Origin of the sequence: Diplocloster agilis (genome assembly GCF_019042275.1) — a bacterium.
Taxonomy (GTDB): domain Bacteria; phylum Bacillota; class Clostridia; order Lachnospirales; family Lachnospiraceae; genus Diplocloster; species Diplocloster agilis.
Genome location: NZ_JAHQCW010000025.1, coordinates 58,890 through 83,332, shown reverse-complemented (window position 1 = coordinate 83,332; position 24,443 = coordinate 58,890). Strand labels below are relative to the sequence as shown.

The window sequence follows — 24,443 nt, the reverse complement described above, 5'->3', positions numbered from 1 at the left end:
AGTATAACAATATCATTTTTTATATAGGATGCGCAAGCATACTCTTTATTCTAATCTTCGCCAGGCAGCGTTTAGCGTCCTTTTACAATTACACAAGATAATATCTGCAGATTCCTGCGCCCTTGGCTTCACCTCAAAAGATAAGGGCAGCCGTTTCTTCTTGTCCGCCACCCCCTCTGCCCGCAGGCACTGTAAAAACGCCGCCACCTCCGTCACGTCATTCCGGCCGGCGGGACAGCCAAACCGGGGGTGCTGATCTCCGTAGGCCGGATTTTCCGGGTCCAGGACCGCGTTCCCTATATGAACATGCGTGATATAGGGTTTCAAAATATATACCACCTGCTCCATGCTTTCATGGGTCAACGGTATATGTGACAGATCCACGATCAGCCCAAAGTTCCGGCAGTCCGCCCTGACCGCGGCGGCAAATTCCGCCGCCAGGGAAGCGGGCCCGATTAGTACACGTTTATCCACATCGTAGTCGAATACTTCCAGCTCTACGCTCATGTTTCTCAGTTTGGCATACCGGCAAAGCGCTGCCGTGGTTTTCACCAGCTGCCCAAGATGCTCCTCCTGTCTTCCCTCCTCCCATCTTCCAGCCAGGAAGGACATGGTTGCGGCCCCCAGCCATGCAGCTTCATCAATGCACCGCTGCAGCTGCTCCTGCGCGTACCGGCGCTCCTTTTCCACAAGGGAATTCGGATTCCATCCGGCCTGCAGCTGCGCGGCATGCGCGCCGTAGGAGACAGACAGATGGGACTGGTCCAGAAGGTTCTTCACCCCGTCTCTCTCCGTTTCCGGTATGGGGCTGATTTCCACCGCGTCGAAATAGCTGTCCGAGGCAATTTTTTTCACGGCATCCGCGGAAGCTATCCCGGGATAAGACATCCATTGCAACGTCCCGATTTGAAAATATTCATGGATGGATTCTCTCGTCATTCCTTCACCGCCCCAATCATAACCCCTTTTACGAAAAACCTCTGTAAAAACGGGTAAGCGCATAAGATCGGCAGAGTCGATACCATGATAGTCGCATATTTGATGGTCTGTCCTACCGCCGCCGTATCGGTTGTGGATGTTCCTACAGTCATACTGGCCGTATCATTCTGAATCAGAATATCCCGCAGAATCAGCTGTAGCGGATACAGTTCCCGTTTCATTAAATATAGGGAAGCGTTAAACCACGCATTCCAGTGGTAAACTGCGTAAAATAGAACCATAACCGCTACCGTCGCCTTTGACAGCGGCATTACGATCTTAAATAATAGCTGGAAGTCGTTGGCCCCGTCCATTTTCGCCGCTTCCAACAAAGAATCCGGTATCTCACGGAAGGCCGTCCGCATAATAATCAGATTTGTGGTATTAATCGCGGTCGGCAATATCAGCGCGAACAGATTGTTAAATAACCCGATGTTTCTGACCAGGATGTAGGTCGGAATAATTCCTCCGTTGAACATCATGGTAAATACGATCAGCAGCATAATCTTGCTGCCCGCCCTGAAATCCGGCCTGGAAAGCGCGTAGGCCGCAAAGGACGTAAGCAGGATGTTGATGCCGGTTCCGAACACCAGGATAAACAGGGTATTCAGATATCCCCTCCAGATATTCGGGTTATGGAACACAACCTTATAGGATTCCAGTGAGAATCCCTTCGGCTTTAACAGCAGCCCCCTGGTACTCATAATTTCGAAGGGATCGCTGAAGGAGGCAAATACCACGTATACAAACGGATATATGATGATAACCGTCAGCAGAGATAAAAACAGATAATTCAGGACGGTAAATGTCTTTTCCCCTCTGGACTTTTTTGCAAAATTTCTGAACATACCTTTTCCTCCACTGTTTCCGCCCTACCACAGGCTGTTATCCGTCATTTTACGGCAAATACGGTTCACGGATACCAGCAGGATCAGATTGATAACCGAATTGAACAGCCCTACGGCGGAAGCGAAACTGTAATTCATATCCACGATTCCCCTGCGGTACACGAAACTCGATATGATATCCGCGGTCTCATAGGTATTGGAATTATACAAAAGCAGTATTTTTTCATAACCAATACTCATGATTTTTCCCGCGTTCATAATCAGCATGACCACAATCGTCGGCAGAATCCCCGGCAGCGTTACCGTGAGCAGCTGCCGCAGCCGTCCGCCTCCATCAATCCTGCACGCCTCATATAGCTGCTGATCGATACCGGCCAGAGCCGCGATGTAGATGATGGAATCCCAGCCCACCTGCTGCCAGATCGTCGTGCCGATATAGATCGGCTGAAACCACTCCTCACGGATCATAAACTGGATCGGTTCAAAGCCAAGGGCCGTAATAATACTGTTGATCACTCCATCCGTCGCGGTAAAGTTCAGAATAATCGAACAGATAACGACCGTGGAAATGAAATGCGGCAGGTAGGTCAGCGTCTGCACCGACTTTTTGAACATTTTCGAGCGTATCTCATTGAGCAGCAGCGCCAGGATGATCGGCGCCGGGAATCCGAACAGCAGGGTTCCCAGACTGATCTGCAGCGTATTGCGGATGACCCGCCATGCGTATATGGAAGTAAAGAAATCCTTAAAATGTTTGAGTCCCACCCAGGGGCTGCCCAGGATTCCCAGATCGGGCCGGTAATCTTTGAAGGCAATGATCGATCCGTACATCGGGACGTACAAAAATATAATGTAGTAAAGAGCCACCGGAATCAGCATCAGATACAAATATTTATGTCTGGACAGTTCCACCTTTACCCGTTGTCCAAAACTTTTACGGGGCTTTATCGTTTTTTTATTCACCATAAGCATTCTCCATGTCCTATTTCTCAACTCTGATCCGTCTCCTACTCCGGAAGACGGGATTCCCTTAACGGATTTGTTCTTCTATACAGGCAATTGTCTGCTTCATTTCTTTCATATTACACAGGGCCGCCTGATAGATCCCTTCCGCCGATTCCCGGATTGTTCTTCTGGATACCGTGTACTCGTTGATCTTCATGGCTTCATCCACCTGACGGATCCACTCCTTTGGAATTTCTGAGACTCCCCGCAATGCGCCGGACAGCGAACCGGCCGTATGGGCGCGGCAGTCCGTATCCCTGCCGGAATTGACTCCGAAGATAACGGCATCCTTTGGATTCCCGTCCGCCATTTTAAAGATGCCAAGGGCTGCCGAGAAGATCTCCACCGCATTGGATACCGGGCGTCCCTCGTACTTTTTCTCAAATTGACGGCCGTATTCTTCTATATCGTCACATCCGTCTGCCCATTCAAGGGCCTCCATACAGTCCGAACGCGGCGACCAGCTCAGGCAGCCAAGCGCTGTATCGATCACACTGGAAATCGTGGCATCCGGTTTGAGCGCTTCCGCCACTGCCGCCGCATAAGCGCTGCAAATCTCGATGGCGTAATTTCCGGACATCCCCTGCACATCCTTTATCCTTCCCACGTTGGCGGCATCCTGGGCGGCCATCTTGGGATAGCAGGCGTTGACTTCCCCGATGGGCGACATCATCTTGCTGGTCCCGTAGAATCCCGGCCATGAAGCGTAGCGGCCCACCTCCTGAGGAGGTATCCCGGCCTGGAGCGCATAGAAGATAATCTGATCCTGCGGGCCAAGAAGATAGCCGAAGTTTTCCGGTTTCAAGTCCCGCACCCAGATCCGGGCCAGATCCATCACATCGATTCTGCCTTGCTTCTCGATGATGGCCGTGGCGCACAGCCGGTGGCGTTCCTCTCCGTCTTCCGTGGTTCCCGCGACTCTTGTGTGTCCATGGTAGATCAGCGGTTTCCCAAGGTTTACGTCTGCCGGATTCGTCCGGTTGAGCCTTCCGTCCATCTCCGGTTTTTCTACCGGCAGAAGCTCCGTCACATAGCCCAGACGTTCCTGTCTCTGGGCTATGGTCCATCCCTCCATGATTTCGCCCATGGAGTTTCCGATTGAGCCGGCTGCTTCGCAGCCGTATATTTTGTCAAATAAATTGCTCATATTGTTTGCGCTCCTTCCTTGTGGATGCTTTTTCGTGTATTCTTCTTTGTGTATCCTTCCTTGTGTATCCTTCCTTGTGTATCCTTCCTTGGGTATCTATGAAGACCGGCTTCCGGGGACAGGCACCTTTCTCTACGTAGTTTCTTGTGGGCTTACTTTACTGCCGAAAGGAGCCAGTCCCCTCTCTTCTCTCCTTACTCGGGTATCTATGAGGACCGGCTTCCGGGGACAGGCACCTTTCTCTACGTGGTTTCTTGTGGGCTTACTTTACTGCCGAAAGGGGCCAGTCCCCTCTCTTCTCTCCTTACTCGGGTATCTATGAAGACCGGCTTCCGGGGACAGGCACCTTTCTCTACGTAGTTTCTTGCGGGCTTTCTTTACTGCCGAAAGGAGCCAGTCCCCTCTCTATAGGTTGCTATCTTTTGATGAAACGGTCATAGGCTGCCTGGTAGTCTGCGATGGCTGCGTCGATGTTCATGGATTTTACATTTTCTATATAGGCATCGAATTCGGATAAATCGATGTCTCCCATGATAATTTGTTGGTCATTTCCTGTATGTAGGGTTTTAAGTCCGCGAAGATTCCATTTACTTCCGTGGATTCATCCGTTGTCAGGCTGACCAGCGGAAGCATGCGGTCTCTGGTCGCTTTGGAACAGGCTTCATATACGGTTTTCTGCTGCGGATAGGTCATGACCGCGTCCCAGTAGTTGATGTCGTTGATCATTCTGGGCTGAATGCCTCCGATGGTATATTTGGCAATAGACTGGACCAGAGAGAGGCCTTCCTCGTTTTTCGTAATTTTTTCCGTGTATTTCGGGATACCGTCCACCATCTCGTACGTATCCCCCTCTATGCCGAAATTAGAGAGCATGTTTCCTTCATCCGAATACATATAGTCCACAAATCGCAAAGCTGTTTTTACATCCTCACACTGGGAGGAGATCGCGATTCCGGATACTCCAACGCAGTACGTAGAGTTAAAGTCGTAGGCCTTTCCATCCGGCGCATTCACATAGGGCAGCGCGACCAGGTCAAAGTCCGGATTCTGTTCCGCCATGGCGCCCAGGTATACCGCCTGCTGCCCGTTCATCTTTCCGTAGAACATTCCGCCGACTTCACTTGTGATCTTCGCATCTCTTCCGGACGCATCACTGCTCAGATAATCCGGATCGATAAGCCCTTCCTTATACCATTGGTTCATCGTTGTCAGATAATCGCGGTAAGTCTCCTCCATAGGCCCAAATTTTACTTTCCCGCCGTCAACATACATACAATTGCTGGCCGCCCAGGCTGTGTTGATTCCATACAGGTATCCCAGACGTTCCACACCCGGCTGGTCCGAACCGGAGACAAACGGAATTTCATCCTGCTTACCATTTCCATTCGGGTCCTGGGTTTTAAATGCCAGCAATACGTCATGAAGTTCGTCTATGGTGGTGGGCGTCTCTTTGCCTACCGCTTCCAGCCAGTCATTGCGGATAAAGAAGCATTCGAAGTACTGGGTTGACTCTTCCAGCCGCAGTTCCGGAAGCATCAGCACCTTCCCGTCATCGGTCACCATCTGGGTCTTGATTTCCGGATGGGCATCCATCAGTTTCTTGAAGTTCGGCATGTCTGTGTCGATGTAACCGCTCAGGTCTATAATCTGGCCGCTGTTATACAGCTTATCCACTCCGCCCGGTATCGTGTTCCAGATAATCGAAAACATATCCGGCAGATCATTGGCAGCCAGAATCAGGCTTAACTGTTCCGCCAGATCGTTTCCGGCCGGATGAAGAAACTCGATCGTAATCCCGGTCCGTTTCTCGATCTCCTGAACCGCCGGTACTTCTGACAGTGATTTCCTGGAAGCTGCTGTCTTGGGGTCCAGCTGCACAAACATGGACAGTTCCGTTGTCCCGGGCTGTTCTTCTCCCGCGGCCGCTTTCGGGGTTTCCGCGGCGGCCGATGACGCCGGATCATCTTTTTTCGCGCCACATCCCATAAGTGTTAAAATCATCGTTCCCGCTAAAATGGCTGCGGTCATTTTTCTGCTTATTTTCTTCATCATATGAATCCTCCTTTTTTTGTTTACCCTGCACCCAATTCTAATTTCTTTCACGCTATAAATATTGAAAAGTTATTTTAGTCCGTCGGCAATTTTCCTGATTAGTTCTTCGGAAGGGTTTTTTCTGTCGATTGCGGACACCTTAACGATCAGCGGATAAAGAGGCACCCCCTTTTCTTTTGCTATCTGCTCAAATCTTCCGGCAAAGCTGGAATGGCATCCCGCCATTCCATAGATCAAATCCAATGGTGAGACGGAAGCGCGATAGTTGTATTTCTCCATAGCCGGCGCCAGTTTGTCTTCGATAAATGTTAATAATTGGTATAATCTTACATCATGCATCATGTTTTTCCGTTGAAAAGCCGCCACCGCCAATTCAGTTGCGCAATTTCCCGCGCTGCGCGCCATTCCCAGCAATCCTGTGTCAAAGACTGTGGCTCCCGCCTTTTGTGCTGCCAGAGCGTTGGCCACAGACAGCCCCAGGTTATTGTGCCCATGAAAGGCGATGGGGATCTGGACGGCTGCCGACATCTGATCCACATATTCGCTGACCTCGTCCGGCGTCATCGTCCCTGCGGAATCCATAATGGTGATCTCGTCCAGACCGCATGCCTCCAGCATCTTCGCTTCCCGGGCCAGCTCATCCGGCGGTAATATGTATGCTTTCATCAGGGAGTAGCGGCAGACCATGCCGTTTTTCTTCACCAGCCGGATTCCCTCTTTGGCACACTCCCCATCTCCCGCGTTCGCTCCGATTCTTAGAAAATTCAGTCCGTAACGGGCGGCCAGCTCGATATTCCCGGCAGTGGTGTTTTTCGCCCCCATGAACATGCCGATTTCCGCCTGGTTCAGATAGGGCTGCGCCAGCTCCAGATATTCCAGATCGGTCAGCGGCGCGATCGAGTGATCCGCCTCGTAGGCGCCCAGGCCCAGACAGTTTCCATATTCTATTGTTTTAATATTGCTTTCAATCAGACCTTCCAGCATCATTCTGGTCAGATCCGCGTCAAAGCCCTTTCCGACTACGTTCGCCCCGTCCCGCAGGGTACAATCCATTATTTTTAATTCTTTCATGTTTTCCTCTTATCCTCCAATGCCGGCTCGCTGCGGCTTTCATTCAGGTGTGGGTGTTTGGTTATCCTGTTATTAAATAGTAAAAGCAACCTGATATCTCTTTGCCAGAGCCCGCAATTCTTCATAAACGACTGTAGACAAGGGGATTCCATTTTTCTTCCGCTCTTCTTTTCTGCGGTACTCTAACTCGCCCGGCACCATAATTTCATTGACTCCGTCTTTCTTCGGCAGACTCTTGATCTCTGCGATCATCATGTCGACCCTATCCCGGAATAAACCGGGGTCCGTAAACTTGGAGATGTCGACCGCAATGAAGAAATGTCCCACATCCTGGGGATGCTCAAAATCATTCCACATATTATTCAAATGCGGCCCAAACTGGGCGCCGCTCAGAATCCCGCTGAACACATCCATAAACAGGGACAAACCGTAACCCTTGGGCCCGCCGATCGGCACTACCGTCCCTTTCATTCCAAGCTTCGGGTCCGTGGTCGGCTCTCCTTCCTTCGTAAGCGCCCAGCCCTCCGGAATACTGTTCCCCAGTTTGGCGGCCAGGATCACTTTCCCCATAGCCACGGTGCTGGGGGCCATATCCAGGATCATGGGCATCCCGTTGGTCGGCGCGGACATGGCGATGGGATTCGTCCCCACATAAGACTGTCTGCTGCCCCACGGCGCGATGTTCGGCGGAGCGTTGGTGCCGGTGATCCCGATCATCCCCTGTTCGGCAGCCATTCTGACATAATAGGACGCCATTCCGTAATGATTAGAGTGCTTTACCGCCGCAAAACAGGAACCCGCTTCCTTTGCCTTTTCTATGCAGCGTTTCATCGCGTATGCCCCTACACAGATTCCCATGGAATTACAGGCGTCGATCTCGAGGCTTCCCGGGTATTCCTGTTCCGTCTTTACCTCGAACTTGGAGGAAACCACTTTGGTTTCCAGCCGTTTCATATAGATGGTCATCCGGCTCACTCCGTGAGATTCCACTCCGCACAGATCTGCGTCTACCAGATTATCCGCTGCCACGAAGGCCTGCTCTTCCATAAGCCCCTGTGACATCAGCAGATTCTTACAATATTCCCTCAGATCCTGCCATGGTACCATTTGTACATCCATTCTTCCTTCTCCCTCTTTTCCTTCTTTTTATGTCCATTTATAAGTTCACTACATTCTGCGGACGTCCGTCCAGAAAAGCTGCCGCATTTTCTACCGCCAGATCCATAAGACGCTGTCTGGATTCCCGGGAAGCCCAGGAAATGTGCGGCGTGATAATACAGTTTGGTGCTTTCAGAAGCGGATTCTCCCTGCGGATGGGTTCCGTGGAAACCACATCCAGGCCGGCAGCCCCGACTTTTCCGCTGATTAACGCCTCTGCCAGATCTTCCTCCACCACCAGCTGGCCCCGGGAATTATTCAGGATGATGACCCCGTCCTTCATCTTTGCGATGGTGTCCCGATTGATGATCCCCTCCGTGTCCGGGAATAACGGGCAGTGCAGCGATATGACGTCCGACTTTCCAAGCAGTTCTTCCAGGGTCACATAGCGGACGCCTTTCCCGGATAGGGCGGAATCCTGATAAGAATCGTACGCCAGAATCTTCATACCTAGGGCTGCCGCCAGCCTGGCTGTCTGCTGCCCGATCCGCCCAAAACCGATGATCCCCATGGTTTTCCCGTCCAGCTCGATCAGCGGATAATCCCAGAAACACCAGTCCGGGCACGCTTCCCATTTTCCCTGATGAACCACATCGCTGTGATAGCCGATATGATGGCAGATCTCCAAAAGCAGTCCTATCGCAAACTGGGCAACAGCAGCCGTGCCATAGCTTGGGATGTTGCTGACCACGATCTGTTGTTCTTTTGCCGCCCGGATATCCACCACATTATAGCCGGTGGCCAAAACCCCTATGTAACGTAGGTTTTTCGCACTCCGTATGGTGGCCGCGCTCAGAGGCGTCTTGTTGGTAAAGATAAGCCCGGCGTCCCCGATCCTGCTTTGAATGACCGAGTCGTCATGAGGTGTACGCTCATAAACCGTCAGCTCTCCAAGTCTTTCCAGTCCCTCCCAGGTCAGATCCCCGGGATTTTCGGTATATCCGTCCAATACTACGATTTTCATATTGATAGAGCCCCCTTTATTTTCCTTCGCTATTCGCTTCTCTGGTTTTCTTCCATCCATTTCACAATATACGTATAGTTTCTTTCCCCTCCCCCCTGATTCGAAACCGCTTTATAGAGCTCATATACCATGGCGGACAGCGGGGAAAACGCCTGCTCCCGCTCTGCCGTCTCCCGGTACAGGCCGATATCCTTTTTCATAAGATCCAGCCGGAATCCCGGCGTATGATCTCCGGTCAGGAAATACTTTGGCACATTATTTTTAAAAATATAACTTCCGCCGCTGCTATCATTGACCACATCGCAGAGGGTCTGAAGATCCAGACCCAGCCTTTTCGCCAGGCAGACCGTCTCCGCGGCAATGGCGGTATTGGCGGCATTCAGCATCTGATTGATCATCTTGATGTCCGATCCGCTGCCCACGTCGCCACAATAGACGATCTTCTTTCCCATCGCCGCGAGAACCGGCCTTATGGCCTCCAGCAGTTCACTTTGGCATCCCGCCATAATAGTCAGCGTACCGTTTTGCGCTCCCGTTACTCCCCCGCTCACCGGCGCGTCCGCAAACCCGATCTGTCTTCCGCTCCGGCTGATGTGCTGTAACACCTTCCGTTTCGTTTCTCCCATAGCCGAAGTCATATCGATACAGATCAAGCCTTCATGAGCATGCTCCAGAATGCCGTCTTCTCCCAGATAAAGGTCCATAATTTCCCGATCGGCGGGTACGATGGTGATGACCACATCCAAGGTGCGGGCCATCTCTGCAAAAGAGGCAATCTCGTTTCCTCCGGCCTCCAGAATACAACTGCTGCTCTGCCGGCTCGCGGAATGCACATATACCGGATATCCGGCTTTACATAGATTCAGTGCCATAGGCAATCCCATATGCCCCAGTCCGATAAACCCAATTTTCAACTTCATATAATCCTCCTTTTGCTTAATTGCTATATTTTTAACATTCTTTTTGTTTAATTTTGTATATTATGACATATAATGCATCATGCATTCTTTTTTCACCGTTAAAATATCATATAGATTGCACAATGTCAATCTATTTATTCACAAAGTATGCCTTTCTAAACGATATCCGGCAAAATGTGCCGAATATCGTCTTCTCTCATCGAAGCTTCCTTCCCACTTGTATGCAGCGGAACATTCGGTTGGCGGCGTCCTCCACCATTTCCCGGGCATGGGCCATTACCTCTTCTTCACTAGCGATAGAGGAAACAGACGTAAATACAGAATCTATGCCGTATTCATAAATATCCGAAGCATTCCTGCCGACCGCTCCCACCAGAGCCACCGCCGGTATGTTCTTTTGTTTGCAGCGCAATCCTACGCCGCTTGGGACTTTGCCAAAGGCAGACTGCCAATCCAGCCTTCCCTCGCCGGTAACTACCAGATCCGCTCCTTCCAAAAGTTCATCAAAATGCAGCATATCCAGGATGGTCTCAATACCCGGTTTTATCTCCGCATTTAAGAAAAAGTGCAAAGCCGCGCCTATCCCGCCGGCCGCTCCGCCGCCCGGAATCTCCCGGATCTTAACTTTATATTTCTCCTCCACAACAAAAGCATACTGCAGCATCCCTCTCTCCAGCTCATCCAGCATCGCATCGGAAGCGCCCTTTTGCCTGCCGAATACATAGGTTGCCCCATTGGCTCCCACCAATGGATTCTTGACATCGCAGATCAGGGTAAATTTACAGCCGGCACCCCCCGGATGCAGCCCCTTCGTATCCAGATCCCGGATGCGGATCAGATTTTCCCCCGCCGGTTCCAGTTCCGCTCCGGCCTCGTCCAGAAAGCGGACCCCCAGAGCAGTCAAAGCGCCCATCCCGCCGTCATTGGTGGCGCTTCCGCCCAACGCAATATAAATATGCTTAAAGTTCTGATCCAGCGCCGCCCGGATCAGCTGTCCGGTTCCATACGTGGACGCCCGAAGCGGATTGCGCTCCTCTTTTTTTAACAAAGGCAGTCCCGATGCCTTCGCCATCTCAATTATCGCAGTGTTCTCATACAGCTTTCCGAACCCGCTCTCAATCTCCCGCCCTAACGGATCTAACACGGACTGCCGGATATATTCCCCCTTTGTCTGGCCTACCAGGGTCTCCAGCGTCCCTTCCCCGCCATCCGCGATCTGCACAGAAACAGTGGTCACATCATGAAAAACTTTCCGGGCCTCTTTTTCCAGAATCTCCGTAACCTCCTGGGAGGTCAGAGTCCCTTTAAACGAGTCCGGTGCAAAAACAAATTTCATACCTAGTCCTCCAGAGGCGCTGTCTGTTTACACGCCTTCCTTTTAACACTATTTTATAAGATCCGCTCCTGAATTCCAACCGGCATCTATACAAAAAAATGCCATAAATTTGTACCGCGGGCACAAATTACGGCATCTGATTACGGCATATATTTACGGCATCTGATTACAGCGTCTTATCTGTTCTACCTATGCCCCATTCATCTGTGTCATCCGCCTATCCACCCTACCGGCTCTTAAGATATCGGCACAGATACTTCAGGAATTCCCTCTCCCTGGTTTTCTGCACCGGATTCACATTCAGCTGCTCCCTGATTTTATTCAGCCGGAACACCAATGTATTCTTATGTATAAACAAATCCTGGCTGCTCTTCACCAGATTATAGTCATTCCGGTCCAGCGCCCCGGTAAGTTCGACCAGTGTCTCCTTAGTCTCGTCATCCAAAGCCGAGCAAAAAGCCTGAAACATACCATGCAGTTCCGTCGCCGGAATCAGGCTGCTGACATACTCATCCACAAAATCATAAAAAAACAAAATCTCACTGTTATCAGCCGCCCGATCCTTTAACCACTGACAATGCCGGTACCCAACCTGATAACTGTCCAGGCAGTTTTGCACCGATCCAACGAAATACCGGCAGCAAATCCCCTTCTTTCTCACATCGTCCGCAAAAGACTCCACATAGGCCCTGATCTCATCCCGGTATCTACCGGGCATCTCCTTCACCCCGCACCCAACAGCCTTAAATATCAAAACCATCCCTTCACCCGGAATAAAAGAAATATCCCGGCTTCCATGAAGCGGGCTTCGTTTGATCCCCGCCAGCAGCTGCTCCTCTATCTTGTAAAGCTCCGTCTTCTCCGCCGTCTGAACATCTGCAAGAATCGGTATCCTCATCACATTCTTCTCATAATTCAGTCTCTTCGCCAGCTGATACAGCTCATCCCTGTCCCGGTACCCGCCGTACAGCAGGAAACCCATAAACTTCTCTTTCTCATTCCTGCGCCTGGCCATATCCTCCTTATAATGCTCATATTCCAGCATGGTCTCCACCGCCATCTTCATCACCAGCGCGATAGGCTTAATCTCCCGGGCCTTCCCCGTAATCCCGATCACCCCGATCCGCTTCCGGTTCTCGACGATAGCAATATTAACCCCTTCCTTCACCCCCAGAAACTCGTCCTTTTCACTGACGCTGATCTCATCCCCCTCCCCCTGAAGAATCCGATAAGCGACCTCATGAAAGCTCCCCACTCTCTCCTCATCCTTACTGGCGATGATAATCCCCTTTTCATCCATAATATTCACATTATAATCCGTATAATTCCGGACCCGTTCCATAAACTTCCCGGCCAGAACCTTATCCAGCATACCCTGCCTCCCTATTCCAATCAAAAGCGAAAACCACTTATCGTAACAATCACAGCTTCCCCAAGAAGCCCTCTTTTCTATATTATACCCGAAACATCCCCCCACAACAATACCGCCGCCCCCATCCCCCACCAAAAACACCGAAGCATACGCCTAGCCATAAAAAGGTTTTCCCAAAAGTATGGAGGGAGCCGGCTGTTCTGGGGGCGGGCTGCAGGCGGAGAAGGACTCAGCCGGCGGTCCCCCCGGATAGGTGCGGGAGAGCATCCGCCGGTTCCGGCACATAGGGCGCCCGACAGAAATCTAAATGAAATCTGCCCCGGCTGTTATGGGCGGAATTCTGTTTTCCAAACAGAATTCCGGTGGCTTCTGAGCTGCGAATGCATCAAGCATTCGGAGCGAATAAGCCACGCACCCATAACAGCCGGGGCAGATTTCATTTAGATTTCTATCGGGAACAAGCCCTAAGTGCCGGAACCGGCGGATACTCTCCCGCACCTATCCGGGGGGACCGCCGGCAGAGTCCTTCTCCGCCTGCAGCCCGCCCCCAGAACAGCCGGCTCCCTCCATACTTTTGGGAAAACCTCCCCCTATTCCCTACGCAAAGCCTCAATCGGGCTCAACTTCGCCGCTTTCCTGGCCGGATAAATTCCAAAGAACAATCCCACCGCGGTAGAGAACAGAGTAGCCACAAGAATGGTACCAAAGCTGGTCTTCGGAGCAATCGTACCGCCGGAAAGCATTCCGATCAGCGCCGCCCCGCCTACTCCAACCAGGATTCCGATAATACCGCCGATGACGGTGATAATCGAAGATTCGGCCAGGAACTGAAGCATAATCGATCCCGTTCTGGCGCCCAGCGCTTTCCGGATACCGATCTCCCTGGTACGCTCGGTTACGGAAACCAGCATGATATTCATAACGCCGATACCGCCTACCAGCAGGGATATGGCCGCCACCAGAGCGATAAAGGTAGTAATCATATCCAGCATACTGTTGATCTGTGACATCTGGTCGTTAAAGTCCTGCATCATATAAGCGCCGGTTCCAGCGTTCTGATGTCTGGCCTCCAGCATCCGCATGGCTTCATCGGCCACAGCCCCGGAATACTTATTACCTTCTGTTACGATGTAAATACTGTAGAACCCGTTATCCTCCGGATAATAGTCAAAGGCCGACATGGCCGTGTACGGCATCTCTATGCTCATGGGCATTCCGTCATAGGTGTAACTCACGAACGTTCCGTTTTCCACCTTTTTGACGCCTACGATAGTTACTTCTTTTGTAATATTCCAGAGCGTAACTTCCATGGTCATGCCGATGACATCGTCCGTTCCAAACATGGCGATCGCGTCTGTCTGACTGATGACGCCTACCAGCCTGCCGTCTTCAAAGTCTTCCTGGGTAAAATAATGTCCCCGGGCAATATCCTGATTCATAACATATTGATAATCAGGGGTTCCTGACGTAATCTGCAAGTCGAAATTTCCTTTTCCGGTCAGTACGCTGCCGTAGAACCCTTCTGAAGGGGTTACCCCTTTTACATGTTCGATCTTGCTTTTGATCGCGTCGATATCTTCCTGGGTAATATAACTGCTGCCGCCCTCGGCGTTCTCATTTACATAGATATATACCTGGCCTCCGGCGATGGCGTTCAGTTCATCGCTGAACTGGCTTTTCACACCGGTACCGATCGACATGATCGCGATAACCGAGGCGATACCGATAATGATTCCCAGCATGGTCAGAAAGGAACGTCCCTTATTGGACCGGATATTATCTATGGCCATCTTGAGATATTCTAATAGTTGTGCCATATGTTACTGCTCCTTCCTGCTACTCCTGTACGGCTCCTGCCGCATCAGCCTGAGCCGCGTCTGTCCCCGCTCCGGCTGCGCCTGCCGCTCCTGCGTTCTCATCCACCGGATTTACCTGCATACCTTCCTGCATATTGACCGTAACGCTGGTGATGACCTGATCTCCCTCGTTGATTCCTTCTTTTACCTCGATATATTCATCCGAAGAAATGCCGGTGGTCACCATTCTCTTGGCTATCTTCCCATCCACTACCACGTAGCAGAAAGTTCCGTCTGTTCCTGTGTTGATCGCCTCCGCGGGTACCAGCACAACATTTTCCGCGCTGTCGCCCTGAACGGACACCTTGGCCTCTACGCCCAGATAGATATTTTCATCCGGATTGTCAAATTTCACTTCCGCTGCCACGACCGGGGTTCCCTTTTCGTTGACGGAAGCCATCCGGTTGATTCTGGTCACCTCACCGGTGTATTCTTTTCCCACCATGGTGATGACCGCTTTCTGGCCTACCGCGATTTTTTCCAGATCGTATTTAGACACATTGATTTCCAGAACCACATCCTTGTTGCTGGATATGGTGAACAGCTCGCCGCCCTGTGTGGTCGGTCCGCCCTGCTGCGCGCTGACCTTGGTTACCACGCCGGAGAAATCCGCAGAGATTCCTTCGCGTCCTTTTTCCAGCAGTTCTTCCACGCTCAGACCGCTTAGCTTGGTCAATTCATTATTCGCTTTTAACTGAGACGCCGCGTTTCCGGTCAAAATGGAAGCCTCGGCGGAAGATTTCTTCGCCTCATACTCGGATTTTTTCGCCTGCAGTTCCGCCAGCTCGGAATTCGCGCTCTCCAGGCGTGCCTGCAATTTCGCGTCAGCGGTGTATGTAGGCATCTCGCTGGCCGGAGACTGTGTAGGCACGGGAGTCGGAACCGGTGTCGCATTTGGATCCGCGGGGTCCGGTGTAGCGGTCGGAACCGGTGTGCTCTGAGCCTCCTGCTGCTGTTCATTTTTCCAATCTTCCAGTTCCTGCTGGAATTCTATGGCATCCGCATTCATCGCATCCTGAATACGGGTAATCTCATCTTTCTTTTCCCGGATCTGCTGATCCAGCGTATCCAGATTTGCTTTCGCATCGTTTAAGTCGGCGCTGCCTTCCCGGCTCTTCTGCACGGAATCCTGATACCCGTACTGGCTGGCCGCCTGCTGAAGCTCCGCCTCTTTATTTTTATCTTCCAGATCCGTCAGATCGAATACGACCAGTTTGTCGCCCTCCGACACGGGATCTCCTTCTCTTACATTCAGCTCCTGGATGGTTGCGTTGACCGGCGAAAAATAGGTTTTTACTTCCTCGCTCTTAACGATTCCGCTGGTATCCAGTGATGTCTGGACATTTCCTTTAATGGCCGCCGCTACATTTACCGACGGATAAACAGGCTTCTGAAATAATTTCGGAACCACAAACAACACGAGTAACGCCAGAACTATTCCCAGCGCGATCAGAATCCGCACCAGATGTTTGTGCTTTTTGCGGGGCTTAGGTGCCATCGGCGCTGCCGGCGCCGTCATTTGTGCAGGCGTCCCTTCTGCTCTATTCTGCTTTTTCATTTTCCACACACTCCTCACTCTTGTTAAAATAATCAGCTTCGACATAACCGTCTTTGATCCGGATCACCCGTTTTACCTGCGCGGCAATGTCATTATCATGTGTAATCAAAATCACTGTTCTTCCCGTCCGGTGCAGTTCCTTTAACATTTTTAAAATGTCGGCGCTGGACTTGGAATCCAGATTACCGGTCGGTTCGTCGGCCAGTATCACCGGAGGCTTCGCTGCCACGGCCCGGGCGATGGCCACTCTTTGCTGCTGCCCGCCGGACATCTGGGACGGCTTGTGATCCATACGATGGGACAAACCTACCAGGTTCAATGCTTCCACCGCCAGTTCATGCCGCTGTCTCTTTCCGATTCCCCGGTATATCAAAGGCAGCTCCACATTTTCAATGGCAGTCAGATTAGCGATCAGATTAAAACCCTGGAAAATAAAACCAATCTCGCGGTTCCGGATATCCGACAATTCATTATCCGTCAAGACCGAAACATCCTGGCCGTTCAGATAATATTGACCGGATGTCGGTACATCCAGACATCCCAGCATATTCATCAAGGTTGATTTACCGGAACCGGAGTGTCCGATAATCGCCACAAATTCTCCCCGATCAATCTCCAGGCTGACATGGTCCAGAGCGCGCACTTCATTTTCGCCCGGATTATAGATCTTGCTAAGATCCTGCACTTGAATGAGCATATCCATGTTCCCTTCACTTCTTTCTAGTTTTTGTATTACTTGATTAATACAATAATACGAACTCTTTATTTTGTCAACATATTTTTTCCATCTGTGAGTATACCAGCGGTTTCTTTATTTTCAGTTTAAGAAATTCAAAAGTTTTTCTAAAGAATACGCAGGATTGCTTTTTATTCCATAGGAAACGCCATCAGAACCCTTCCTGATGGCGTAATCTGCGCAGCTCATATCTGCGTTTTCCACTTTCCCACTCAATTCTGTCCATTTCCGTTTCCAGTCTGAGTCCTGGTACCTCCTGCGCTTTTCCCTGCTCGTCGATGGCTACCATCACCACATAAGCGGTGTTGATCAGACGCCTCGTGCCGTTCAGCGCTTCCACATAAGTATCTACCCGGATCTCCATGGAGGTCCGCCCTACATAAGTGACTTTTCCTATTAATACAATCGTCTGGTTTTTATACGCAGCGTGTTTGAATGTCAAATGATCGATGGCCGCGGTGGTGATCTCCATTCCGCAGTGCCTTCTGGCTACGATTCCCGCCATCTCATCGATCCACTGCATGAGCATTCCGCCGAACAGCCTTCCATAACCATTGATATGTTTGGGCAGTAATACATATGCCTGTTCTGTCTTGGAATCATCTACTCTCCTCGTAATCATGGTGTCAGCCCTCGCTTTCTATCTTTTGATTATAGACTTGCCGGGCAGGCTTGTAAACATGTAATTCGGTGGAAATCAAGAGCGCCTTCCCGGTTCAGCGTCCCCTGTGAAGGATAGGGCTGATATATTTGTATAGAAGGAAGGTGATCAGGGAGACCACGACTCCTTTCAGAATATTAAAGGGGGCTACCATCAGGATTACAAAGGCGGGCAGGCTTTTCACAACCGGATTGATCGCAGATCCCATCTCAATAATGGAGTCTAAAGGCCATCCAAATGCGGAAGCATACGCGGGAAGCAGGACGTAGGCATTGAGAAAACAGCCCAGGATCGTCATGGTTACAGTGCCTGCCGCCATTCCGATGATCGCGGTTTTCCTGGATTTGCGGCGTTTGTAGATCATGCCTGCGGGCAGGATGAAGGCGCAGCCGATCAGGAAGTTGGCGGCCTCGCCGACCCCGGCTGTTATCGTACCGTTGATAACCAGATTTAACAGGATCTTGACCAGTTCAATGAGGATTCCGGCCACAGGACCCATGGCGAAACAACCGATGAGGACCGGAACCTCGCTGAAATCCAGCTCATAGAAACTGGGCGCCAGGAAGGGTAATGGGATTTCAAACAGCATTAATACCGTGGCGATGGCGGACAGCATGCCGATCTGGACGATGGTGCGGACATTGACTTTACTTTTTTTGACGACTCCTACGTTTGTGCTCATGTTTGCATTCTCCTTATCAATATAAAATGTGGATTGGTGTTTATAAGGATTTTCCTGGTGGTTTACGTATTTTTAAATAGGGATCATTCTTAATGGGATGCCTTAATGGGATGTCGTTATGACGCCGTTATGATGTCTTTCCCAAATATATATAATACCCGAAAAAAATAGCCCTGAATGTGATATTCAGGGCATTGTTATTAGACTTATGTACGGAATCTTACTGTCTCAGAAACGGAATCAGCAATGGTTACCGTATCTTTCTTCTTTCATCCAGACTTTACTGTCGGTTCCGGAATTGACGCGTTTCTTAATGAAACGGCGCTCACCAGATCAGCCGCCTTGCGGCGGGTCGCGGACTTTACCGCCGGTCGGGAATTCTTCCATTCACGGAAGTCACCCTGCCCCGAAGAATCTCCTTATGCAGTTCATTGTTATCATACTGCGGTCTGAGGCGCTTGTCAAGATTTATGTCCGGCATTTTCCGGCATTTTTCCGTCAGGCTATAGGGAATAAGCCACAGGAGGCTGTCGCACTCACTTAGCGTTCTTCCTGGAGGCTTCGTATGTCCTCTGCTTACGCCTTGGAACCGCGGGCGGTATACGGGGACGCCCCGGGTGACCGGGTTCTTTTGTATCTCCCTGGGGGCGCATAGGGCGGCTGTGAATACGCTTAGTGAAATCGGAAAGCCGGATTCAGGATGCACGGCGGACTTCACGTCCGACGGGCAAGAGCCTCTGAACCGGGAACACATCACGTGTTCCTGGTGAATAGGCTCGGTTCCTGAACCCGGCTTTCCGATTTCACTTAGCGGATTCCAGCGTTAGCCCTCCGCGCTCCCAGGGAGATACAAAAGAACCCGGTCACCCGGAGCGTCCCCGTATACCGCCCGCGGTTCCAAGGCGTAAGCAGAGGACATACGAAGCCTCCGGGAAGAACGCTAAGTGAGTGCGACAATCCACAGCGGATGATCTATAGGATCATCGTCAGCTGAATTCTCTTTTTCGCCAGATCCACGCTCATAACCTTTACCTCTACTATGTCGCCGACGCTGACTACTTCCAGCGGATGCTTCACAAACTTCTTATTCGTCAGCTGGGAAATGTGCACCAGGCCGTCCTGATGGACACCGATATCAACGAACACTCCGAAGTCGATGACGTTGCGGACCGTGCCTTTGAGCACCATTCCCTCGGTCAGGTCTTTCATTTCCAGCACGTCCGTGCGCAGGATCGGCTTTGGCATCTCCTCTCTGGGGTCGCGGGCCGGCTTTTCCAGTTCCTTTACGATATCCCGCAGGGTGATCTCACCGATTTCCAGTTCCCGGGACAGTTTCTTATAATCCCGGACCTGACCGGTAATGCCGCCGAGCCGGCGTTCTTTGATATCTTCCATGGTATAGCCTAACTTGTCCAGCAGCTTCTTTGTGGCTGCGTAGCTCTCGGGGTGCACGCTGGTGGCATCGAGGGGATTGCCGCCGTCCATGATTCTTAAGAAACCGGCGCACTGCTCATAAGCTTTGGGACCAAGCTTGGCTACCTTGAGCAGGCCTTTTCGTTCCTTGAACCTGCCGTTTTCCTCGCGGTAGGCCACGATGTTCTGGGCGATGGTTTTGGAGATGCCGGAGATATAGCCCAGCAGGGAGGCGGAGGCGGTGTTAAGATCCACTCCCACTTTATTTACCACGTCTTCCACTACGCCGTTTAACTGTTCGCCCAGCTTTTTCTGGTTCATATCATGCTGGTACTGGCCTACGCCAATGGATTTGGGATCGATCTTGACCAGCTCGGCTAAGGGGTCCTGCAGCCTCCTGGCGATGGAAGCGGCGCTTCTTTGTCCCACGTCGAAGTTGGGGAACTCTTCCGTGGCCAGCTTGCTTGCTGAGTAGACGGAGGCTCCGGCTTCGTTTACGATCACATACTGTACCCGCTGGGGGATCTCTTTTAATAGCTCCACGATAATCATCTCGGATTCTCTGGACGCGGTTCCGTTCCCAACGGAAATCAGGGTAATATGATATTTTTCAATCAGTTTCTTTAAGATTTTCTTAGATTCCTCGACTTTGTTCTGAGGCGCCGTAGGATAGATGACCGTGGTGTCCAGCACCTTACCGGTGGCGTCCACCACCGCCAGCTTGCAGCCGGTCCGGAATGCGGGGTCCCAGCCAAGCACCACCTGGTTCACGATCGGGGGCTGCATGAGCAGCTGCTCTAGGTTTTTGCCGAACACCCGGATGGCTCCGTCTTCGGCCTTCTCCGTCAGGTCGCTGCGGATTTCCCGCTCGATGGCGGGCGCAATCAGACGCTCGTAGCTGTCTGCCGCCACTTTTCTTAGCACAGGCGTTGTGTAGGGGTTGTCCCTGGTAATCACCTGTTTTTCCAGATACCGAAGGATCTGCTCTGTGGGAGCCTCTATTTTAACGGTCAGGAATTTTTCTTTTTCTCCGCGGTTCAGCGCCAGAATCCGGTGGCCCACGGCTTTGGCGACCGGTTCTTCGAAGTCATAGTACATCTCATAGACAGACTGAGCCTTCTCATCCTTAGCCTTGGACACCAGTCTGCCGGACTGCACCGTGGCTTTCCGGATGTAACTGCGGTAATCGGCCTCGTCCGAAATCAGCTCCGCCAGAATGTCTTTCGCACCGGCAATGGCTTCTTCTACCGTGTTGACTTCCTTCTCCGCGGAAAGGTAATTCGCAGCTTCCTCTTCCACCGGCTTGTCCGTCAATTGCAGCTGAATCACCGCGGCCAGGCCTTCCAATCCTTTTTCTTTTGCGATCGTTGCCCGCGTGCGGCGTTTTGGCCGGTAAGGCCGGTAGAGATCATCAACCACAACCAAAGTCTGGGCGGCCAGAATCTGGGCTCTTAGTTCCTCTGTAAGCTTCCCCTGCTCTTCAATGCTGGTCAGCACCTGCTGCTTCTTTTCCTCCAGATTTCGAAGGTAAGTCAGCCGCTCTCCCAAGTTACGAAGCACCTCGTCATTTAAAGATCCGGTCGCTTCTTTCCGGTAACGGGAAATAAACGGAATCGTATTGCCCTCGTCCAACAGTTTCACGGCGGCGTCCACCTGCTCGATCCGCACCCCTAATTCTTTTGCCAGTACCTCATTAATATTCATAAAATGCTCCTTTGTAAACAGTTATCTAAACACTAATTATAAATCATCCAAAACTGCGATTCAAGAAAGAATTGTTTTTCGGTGATCCAGGTGTTACAATAGGGGCAGTATCCATAATAATGCTAAAAGGAGAGAAAACCTTTATGGAATATAATAACGATCCGAACTCGAACTATAATCCTTACCAGCAGGATCCCTATGGGCCGAAGACTCCTCCGCCCTATAATCCCAATTACCAGCAGCCGCGGCCCAACGGAATGGCTACCGCCTCCATGGTAATCGGTATCCTGTCGATCGCCGGACTATGCTGCGGCGGACTGGGCGGGCTTATGCTGGGTTCACTTGCTCTGATCCTAAGTCTATTGTCCAGGCGTTCTTCGGAGCCCAGAAGCTCTCAGGCGCTGGTTGGTATGATTACAGGTATCATCAGTATGGTTATGGGATTTGTCATTTTCCTCATTTATCTGATCGTGATCTTCAGCTCCTCAGAATTTGAGAGTATGTATAAACAATACTACGATACCCTTCCTTACGGCGGTTACTACAACGATTTTGACTACGAAGGGCAGTTTGATTTTAACGGCCTGGATGTAAACAGCCCGAAGGATGTCTGAACCTGCCGCACCGGACCATATTTATGAAATCTTATAGAAATTGGAGTGTATATCATTATGAAACGAACTTCCGCCCAATTGAAACAAATGGCAAAAGACAGGCTGCTTGGTAACTACGGAATGTGTATCGCTCTGTCTATCATCGTAAGCGTAATCTCCTCCGCAGTGATGTTCCTCTGCGAATTTGCCACCGGCATTTACCGCTACCCGATGTCCCCCGCCCCATATATCCTGTATTTTGTTCTGGTGATCATTCTGTCGCTGTTGATTTCTGTTTTCAGCGCCGGGCTCACCTATTATTATATGAATCTGTGCCGGGGCCGCAAAGCGGATATCGGTAATCTGATGTTTGCCTTTAAGCACCACCCGGACAAATTTATTCTGGTCTCTTTGCTTCTTTTTTTAATAACTTTCCTGTGCCTGGTTCCCGGTTACGTGGTCTTGTTTGTCGGGATTTTCACACGGACCGGTTCTGAACTTCTAATGGCATTTATAGCCATTGTGCTGCTGATCGCCGGCGTAGTGTTCGATTATATCCTGATGCTGATGTTCTCCCAGCCCTATTATATCCTGCTGGATGATCCGACAAAGGGTGTGATTCAGTCTATGAAAGAAAGCGCCCAGCTTATGCGGGGGAATAAAGGACGGTTTTTCTATATTAATTTAAGTTTCATCGGCTGGATGCTTTTAGGCGCGCTGTCCTTTGGGATCGGCATGCTCTGGGTCAGCGCTTACTTATCCGCCACCCAGGTGTATTTCTACCTGGATATTACCGGTGAACTAGACCGTCCTGCTGAGCCGGTTATAGATGTCCAGCCGGAACCACAGCAATATATGTATTGATCGGGGAATCAGAAAGCCGGGTTCAGGATGCCCGGCGGACTTCACGTCCGACGGGCAAGAGCCTCTGAACCGGGAACACATCACGTGTTCCTGGTGAATAGGCTCGGTTCCTGAACCCGGCTTTTCGATTCCCCTTAGCGCAAGCCCTCCGCGCTCACGGGGAGACACAAAAGAATCCGGCTGCCGGGAGCATCCCGGTACACCGCCACACTCCCCGGCCCTTAATCAGCGGGCATACCCAATCCCGAGGAAGAACACTGGATCTGTGCAGCGTCTGTCCGGTCTTTTTTCATTCTTTAATCTTCCAGTCCAAAATAATCATGCACGGCCACCATGGCTTTTTCTGCTTCACTCTCATTGATGAGAACCGTTACCCTGATCTCTGAGGTTGATATCATCTTAATATTAACCCCCGCGTTGTACAGGGCTTCGAACATCTTGGCAGCCACACCCGGATTCGACATCATGCCGGCTCCGATCACAGATACCTTCGCCACATTATCTTCAAACGTAATCTTTTGGGCGGTGATCCTGCTCTTGTTCTCTTCCAGAGTATCCAGCGCTTCCCTTAAATCCGTACGGTCCACGGTGAAGGAGATATCCTTGGTCCCGTCCCGGCCGACAGACTGCAGGATAATATCTACATTAATGTTTTTACGCGCCAGCACATTGAACAATTTGAACGCGATGCCCGGTTCGTCTTTTAATCCGATCACGGATATTCTGGCCGTATTTTTATCAGCGGCGACTCCGCTTAATAACATTCCTTCCACTTTAACTTCCTCCTTCACAACTGTTCCTTCAGCGGTATTTAAACTTGAACGCACGACTAACGGCACTCCATACTTCTTTGCCATTTCCACAGAGCGGTTGTGGAGCACTTTTGCTCCCAGCGTAGCCATCTCCAGCATTTCATCGTAGGTGATTTCCTTTAATTTCCTGGCATTGGGCACAACTCTTGGATCAGCGGTGTAGACGCCTTCCACGTCTGTATAGATCTCGCAGGCGTCCGCACGAAGCGCAGCCGCCAGGGCTACCGCCGTGGTATCGGAGCCTCCCCGGCCCAGCGTCGTTAAATCATCATATTTATTGACTCCCTGAAAGCCGGTGATGATAACGATTTTTCTGCTGTCCAGCTCGTGCCGGATCCGCTCGGAGTCGATTCTTTTCAATCTTGAATTCCCGTATTTGGACGTCGTGTGCATGGCTACCTGGAATGCATTTAGGGAGACGGCAGGTACTCCCAGATAGTCCATAGCCATAGCCATCAGCGCCACACTGGTCTGCTCACCGGTAGTCAGCAGCATATCCAATTCCCGCTTAGATGCAAGGGGGTTGATGTCATAAGCTTTCGCCAGCAACTGGTCCGTGGTTTTTCCCATAGCAGAGAGCACCACCACAATATCGTGACCGCGTTTATAATCCTCAATGCATCGTTTCGCCACGTTCATGATTCTCTCTTTATCAGCCACTGATGAGCCGCCAAATTTCTTAACAATCAGCATATTTACCTCCTATGCCGCAC

Annotated in this window: 20 protein-coding genes and 1 riboswitch; of the genes, 2 read left to right on the top strand and 18 right to left on the bottom strand. The window is 51.0% G+C overall.

Going from position 1 to position 24,443, the window contains the following annotated elements:
• Positions 1 to 45 precede the first annotated feature (45 nt).
• The 17 genes from KTH89_RS14895 to KTH89_RS14815 all read right to left on the bottom strand — a co-directional run bounded on the left by KTH89_RS14895 (position 46) and on the right by KTH89_RS14815 (position 21,461).
• A complete protein-coding gene (locus KTH89_RS14895) occupies positions 46 to 939 on the bottom strand; it encodes a sugar phosphate isomerase/epimerase family protein (RefSeq protein WP_238722237.1) in 894 nt (297 codons plus the stop codon).
• Entirely contained in the window at positions 936 to 1,826 is an 891-nt protein-coding gene (locus tag KTH89_RS14890; RefSeq protein WP_158348413.1) for a carbohydrate ABC transporter permease, read from the bottom strand. The genes KTH89_RS14895 and KTH89_RS14890 overlap by 4 nt, the downstream gene beginning before the upstream one ends.
• Positions 1,827 to 1,850: 24 nt before the next feature.
• Complete coding sequence (locus tag KTH89_RS14885) at positions 1,851 to 2,792, bottom strand: ABC transporter permease (RefSeq protein WP_238722236.1); 942 nt, start codon at positions 2,790 to 2,792, stop codon at positions 1,851 to 1,853.
• A gap of 64 nt (positions 2,793 to 2,856) precedes the next feature.
• On the bottom strand, positions 2,857 to 3,978 hold the full coding sequence (locus KTH89_RS14880) for an ADP-ribosylglycohydrolase family protein (RefSeq protein ID WP_238722235.1): 1,122 nt from the start codon (positions 3,976 to 3,978) through the stop codon (positions 2,857 to 2,859).
• A gap of 492 nt (positions 3,979 to 4,470) precedes the next feature.
• On the bottom strand, positions 4,471 to 6,030 hold the full coding sequence (locus tag KTH89_RS14875) for an extracellular solute-binding protein (protein ID WP_238722234.1): 1,560 nt from the start codon (positions 6,028 to 6,030) through the stop codon (positions 4,471 to 4,473).
• Positions 6,031 to 6,099: 69 nt separating this feature from the next.
• Positions 6,100 to 7,101, bottom strand: coding sequence for a beta/alpha barrel domain-containing protein (locus KTH89_RS14870; protein ID WP_238722233.1), 1,002 nt, complete (start codon positions 7,099 to 7,101; stop codon positions 6,100 to 6,102).
• Between the two features lie 72 nt (positions 7,102 to 7,173).
• Positions 7,174 to 8,220 (bottom strand): Ldh family oxidoreductase, encoded by a 1,047-nt coding sequence (locus tag KTH89_RS14865; protein ID WP_158348421.1) that lies wholly within the window; start codon positions 8,218 to 8,220, stop codon positions 7,174 to 7,176.
• A 37-nt stretch (positions 8,221 to 8,257) separates the two neighbouring features.
• Positions 8,258 to 9,223: a D-2-hydroxyacid dehydrogenase gene (locus KTH89_RS14860; protein ID WP_158348424.1), complete on the bottom strand. Its 966-nt coding sequence runs from the start codon at positions 9,221 to 9,223 to the stop codon at positions 8,258 to 8,260.
• A 29-nt stretch (positions 9,224 to 9,252) separates the two neighbouring features.
• Positions 9,253 to 10,164: an NAD(P)-dependent oxidoreductase gene (locus KTH89_RS25005; protein ID WP_330656699.1), complete on the bottom strand. Its 912-nt coding sequence runs from the start codon at positions 10,162 to 10,164 to the stop codon at positions 9,253 to 9,255.
• A gap of 175 nt (positions 10,165 to 10,339) precedes the next feature.
• Positions 10,340 to 11,479, bottom strand: coding sequence for a glycerate kinase family protein (locus KTH89_RS14850; protein ID WP_238722231.1), 1,140 nt, complete (start codon positions 11,477 to 11,479; stop codon positions 10,340 to 10,342).
• Positions 11,480 to 11,705: 226 nt separating this feature from the next.
• On the bottom strand, positions 11,706 to 12,851 hold the full coding sequence (locus tag KTH89_RS14845; RefSeq protein ID WP_238722230.1) for a CdaR family transcriptional regulator: 1,146 nt from the start codon (positions 12,849 to 12,851) through the stop codon (positions 11,706 to 11,708).
• Positions 12,852 to 13,441: 590 nt separating this feature from the next.
• Entirely contained in the window at positions 13,442 to 14,668 is a 1,227-nt protein-coding gene (locus KTH89_RS14840) for an ABC transporter permease (protein WP_238722229.1), read from the bottom strand.
• Between the two features lie 19 nt (positions 14,669 to 14,687).
• The gene (locus KTH89_RS14835; RefSeq protein WP_238722228.1) at positions 14,688 to 16,265 is read right to left on the bottom strand and encodes an efflux RND transporter periplasmic adaptor subunit; all 1,578 of its coding nucleotides are present in this window, start codon (positions 16,263 to 16,265) and stop codon (positions 14,688 to 14,690) included.
• Positions 16,249 to 16,968: an ABC transporter ATP-binding protein gene (locus tag KTH89_RS14830; protein WP_158348440.1), complete on the bottom strand. Its 720-nt coding sequence runs from the start codon at positions 16,966 to 16,968 to the stop codon at positions 16,249 to 16,251. The genes KTH89_RS14835 and KTH89_RS14830 overlap by 17 nt, the downstream gene beginning before the upstream one ends.
• Before the next feature lie 184 nt (positions 16,969 to 17,152).
• Entirely contained in the window at positions 17,153 to 17,623 is a 471-nt protein-coding gene (locus tag KTH89_RS14825; RefSeq protein WP_238722227.1) for an acyl-CoA thioesterase, read from the bottom strand.
• Positions 17,624 to 17,717: 94 nt separating this feature from the next.
• Positions 17,718 to 18,344 carry an ECF transporter S component gene (locus tag KTH89_RS14820; protein WP_238722226.1) on the bottom strand — a complete coding sequence of 209 codons (627 nt, stop codon included), beginning with the start codon at positions 18,342 to 18,344 and terminating at the stop codon, positions 17,718 to 17,720.
• A gap of 257 nt (positions 18,345 to 18,601) precedes the next feature.
• Positions 18,602 to 18,762, bottom strand: a riboswitch (FMN riboswitch).
• Between the two features lie 554 nt (positions 18,763 to 19,316).
• Positions 19,317 to 21,461 carry a Tex family protein gene (locus tag KTH89_RS14815; protein ID WP_238722225.1) on the bottom strand — a complete coding sequence of 715 codons (2,145 nt, stop codon included), beginning with the start codon at positions 21,459 to 21,461 and terminating at the stop codon, positions 19,317 to 19,319.
• A 143-nt stretch (positions 21,462 to 21,604) separates the two neighbouring features.
• On the opposite strand from KTH89_RS14815, the gene KTH89_RS14810 reads away from it, so the two are divergent.
• Together KTH89_RS14810 and KTH89_RS14805 are read left to right on the top strand one after the other, a co-directional pair.
• The gene (locus tag KTH89_RS14810) at positions 21,605 to 22,075 is read left to right on the top strand and encodes a hypothetical protein (protein ID WP_158346312.1); all 471 of its coding nucleotides are present in this window, start codon (positions 21,605 to 21,607) and stop codon (positions 22,073 to 22,075) included.
• Between the two features lie 57 nt (positions 22,076 to 22,132).
• Entirely contained in the window at positions 22,133 to 22,918 is a 786-nt protein-coding gene (locus KTH89_RS14805) for a DUF975 family protein (RefSeq protein WP_238722224.1), read from the top strand.
• A 296-nt stretch (positions 22,919 to 23,214) separates the two neighbouring features.
• Here the strand turns inward: KTH89_RS14805 and KTH89_RS14800 are convergent, their stop codons facing one another.
• The gene (locus KTH89_RS14800) at positions 23,215 to 24,423 is read right to left on the bottom strand and encodes an aspartate kinase (protein WP_158346308.1); all 1,209 of its coding nucleotides are present in this window, start codon (positions 24,421 to 24,423) and stop codon (positions 23,215 to 23,217) included.
• Positions 24,424 to 24,443 lie beyond the last annotated feature (20 nt).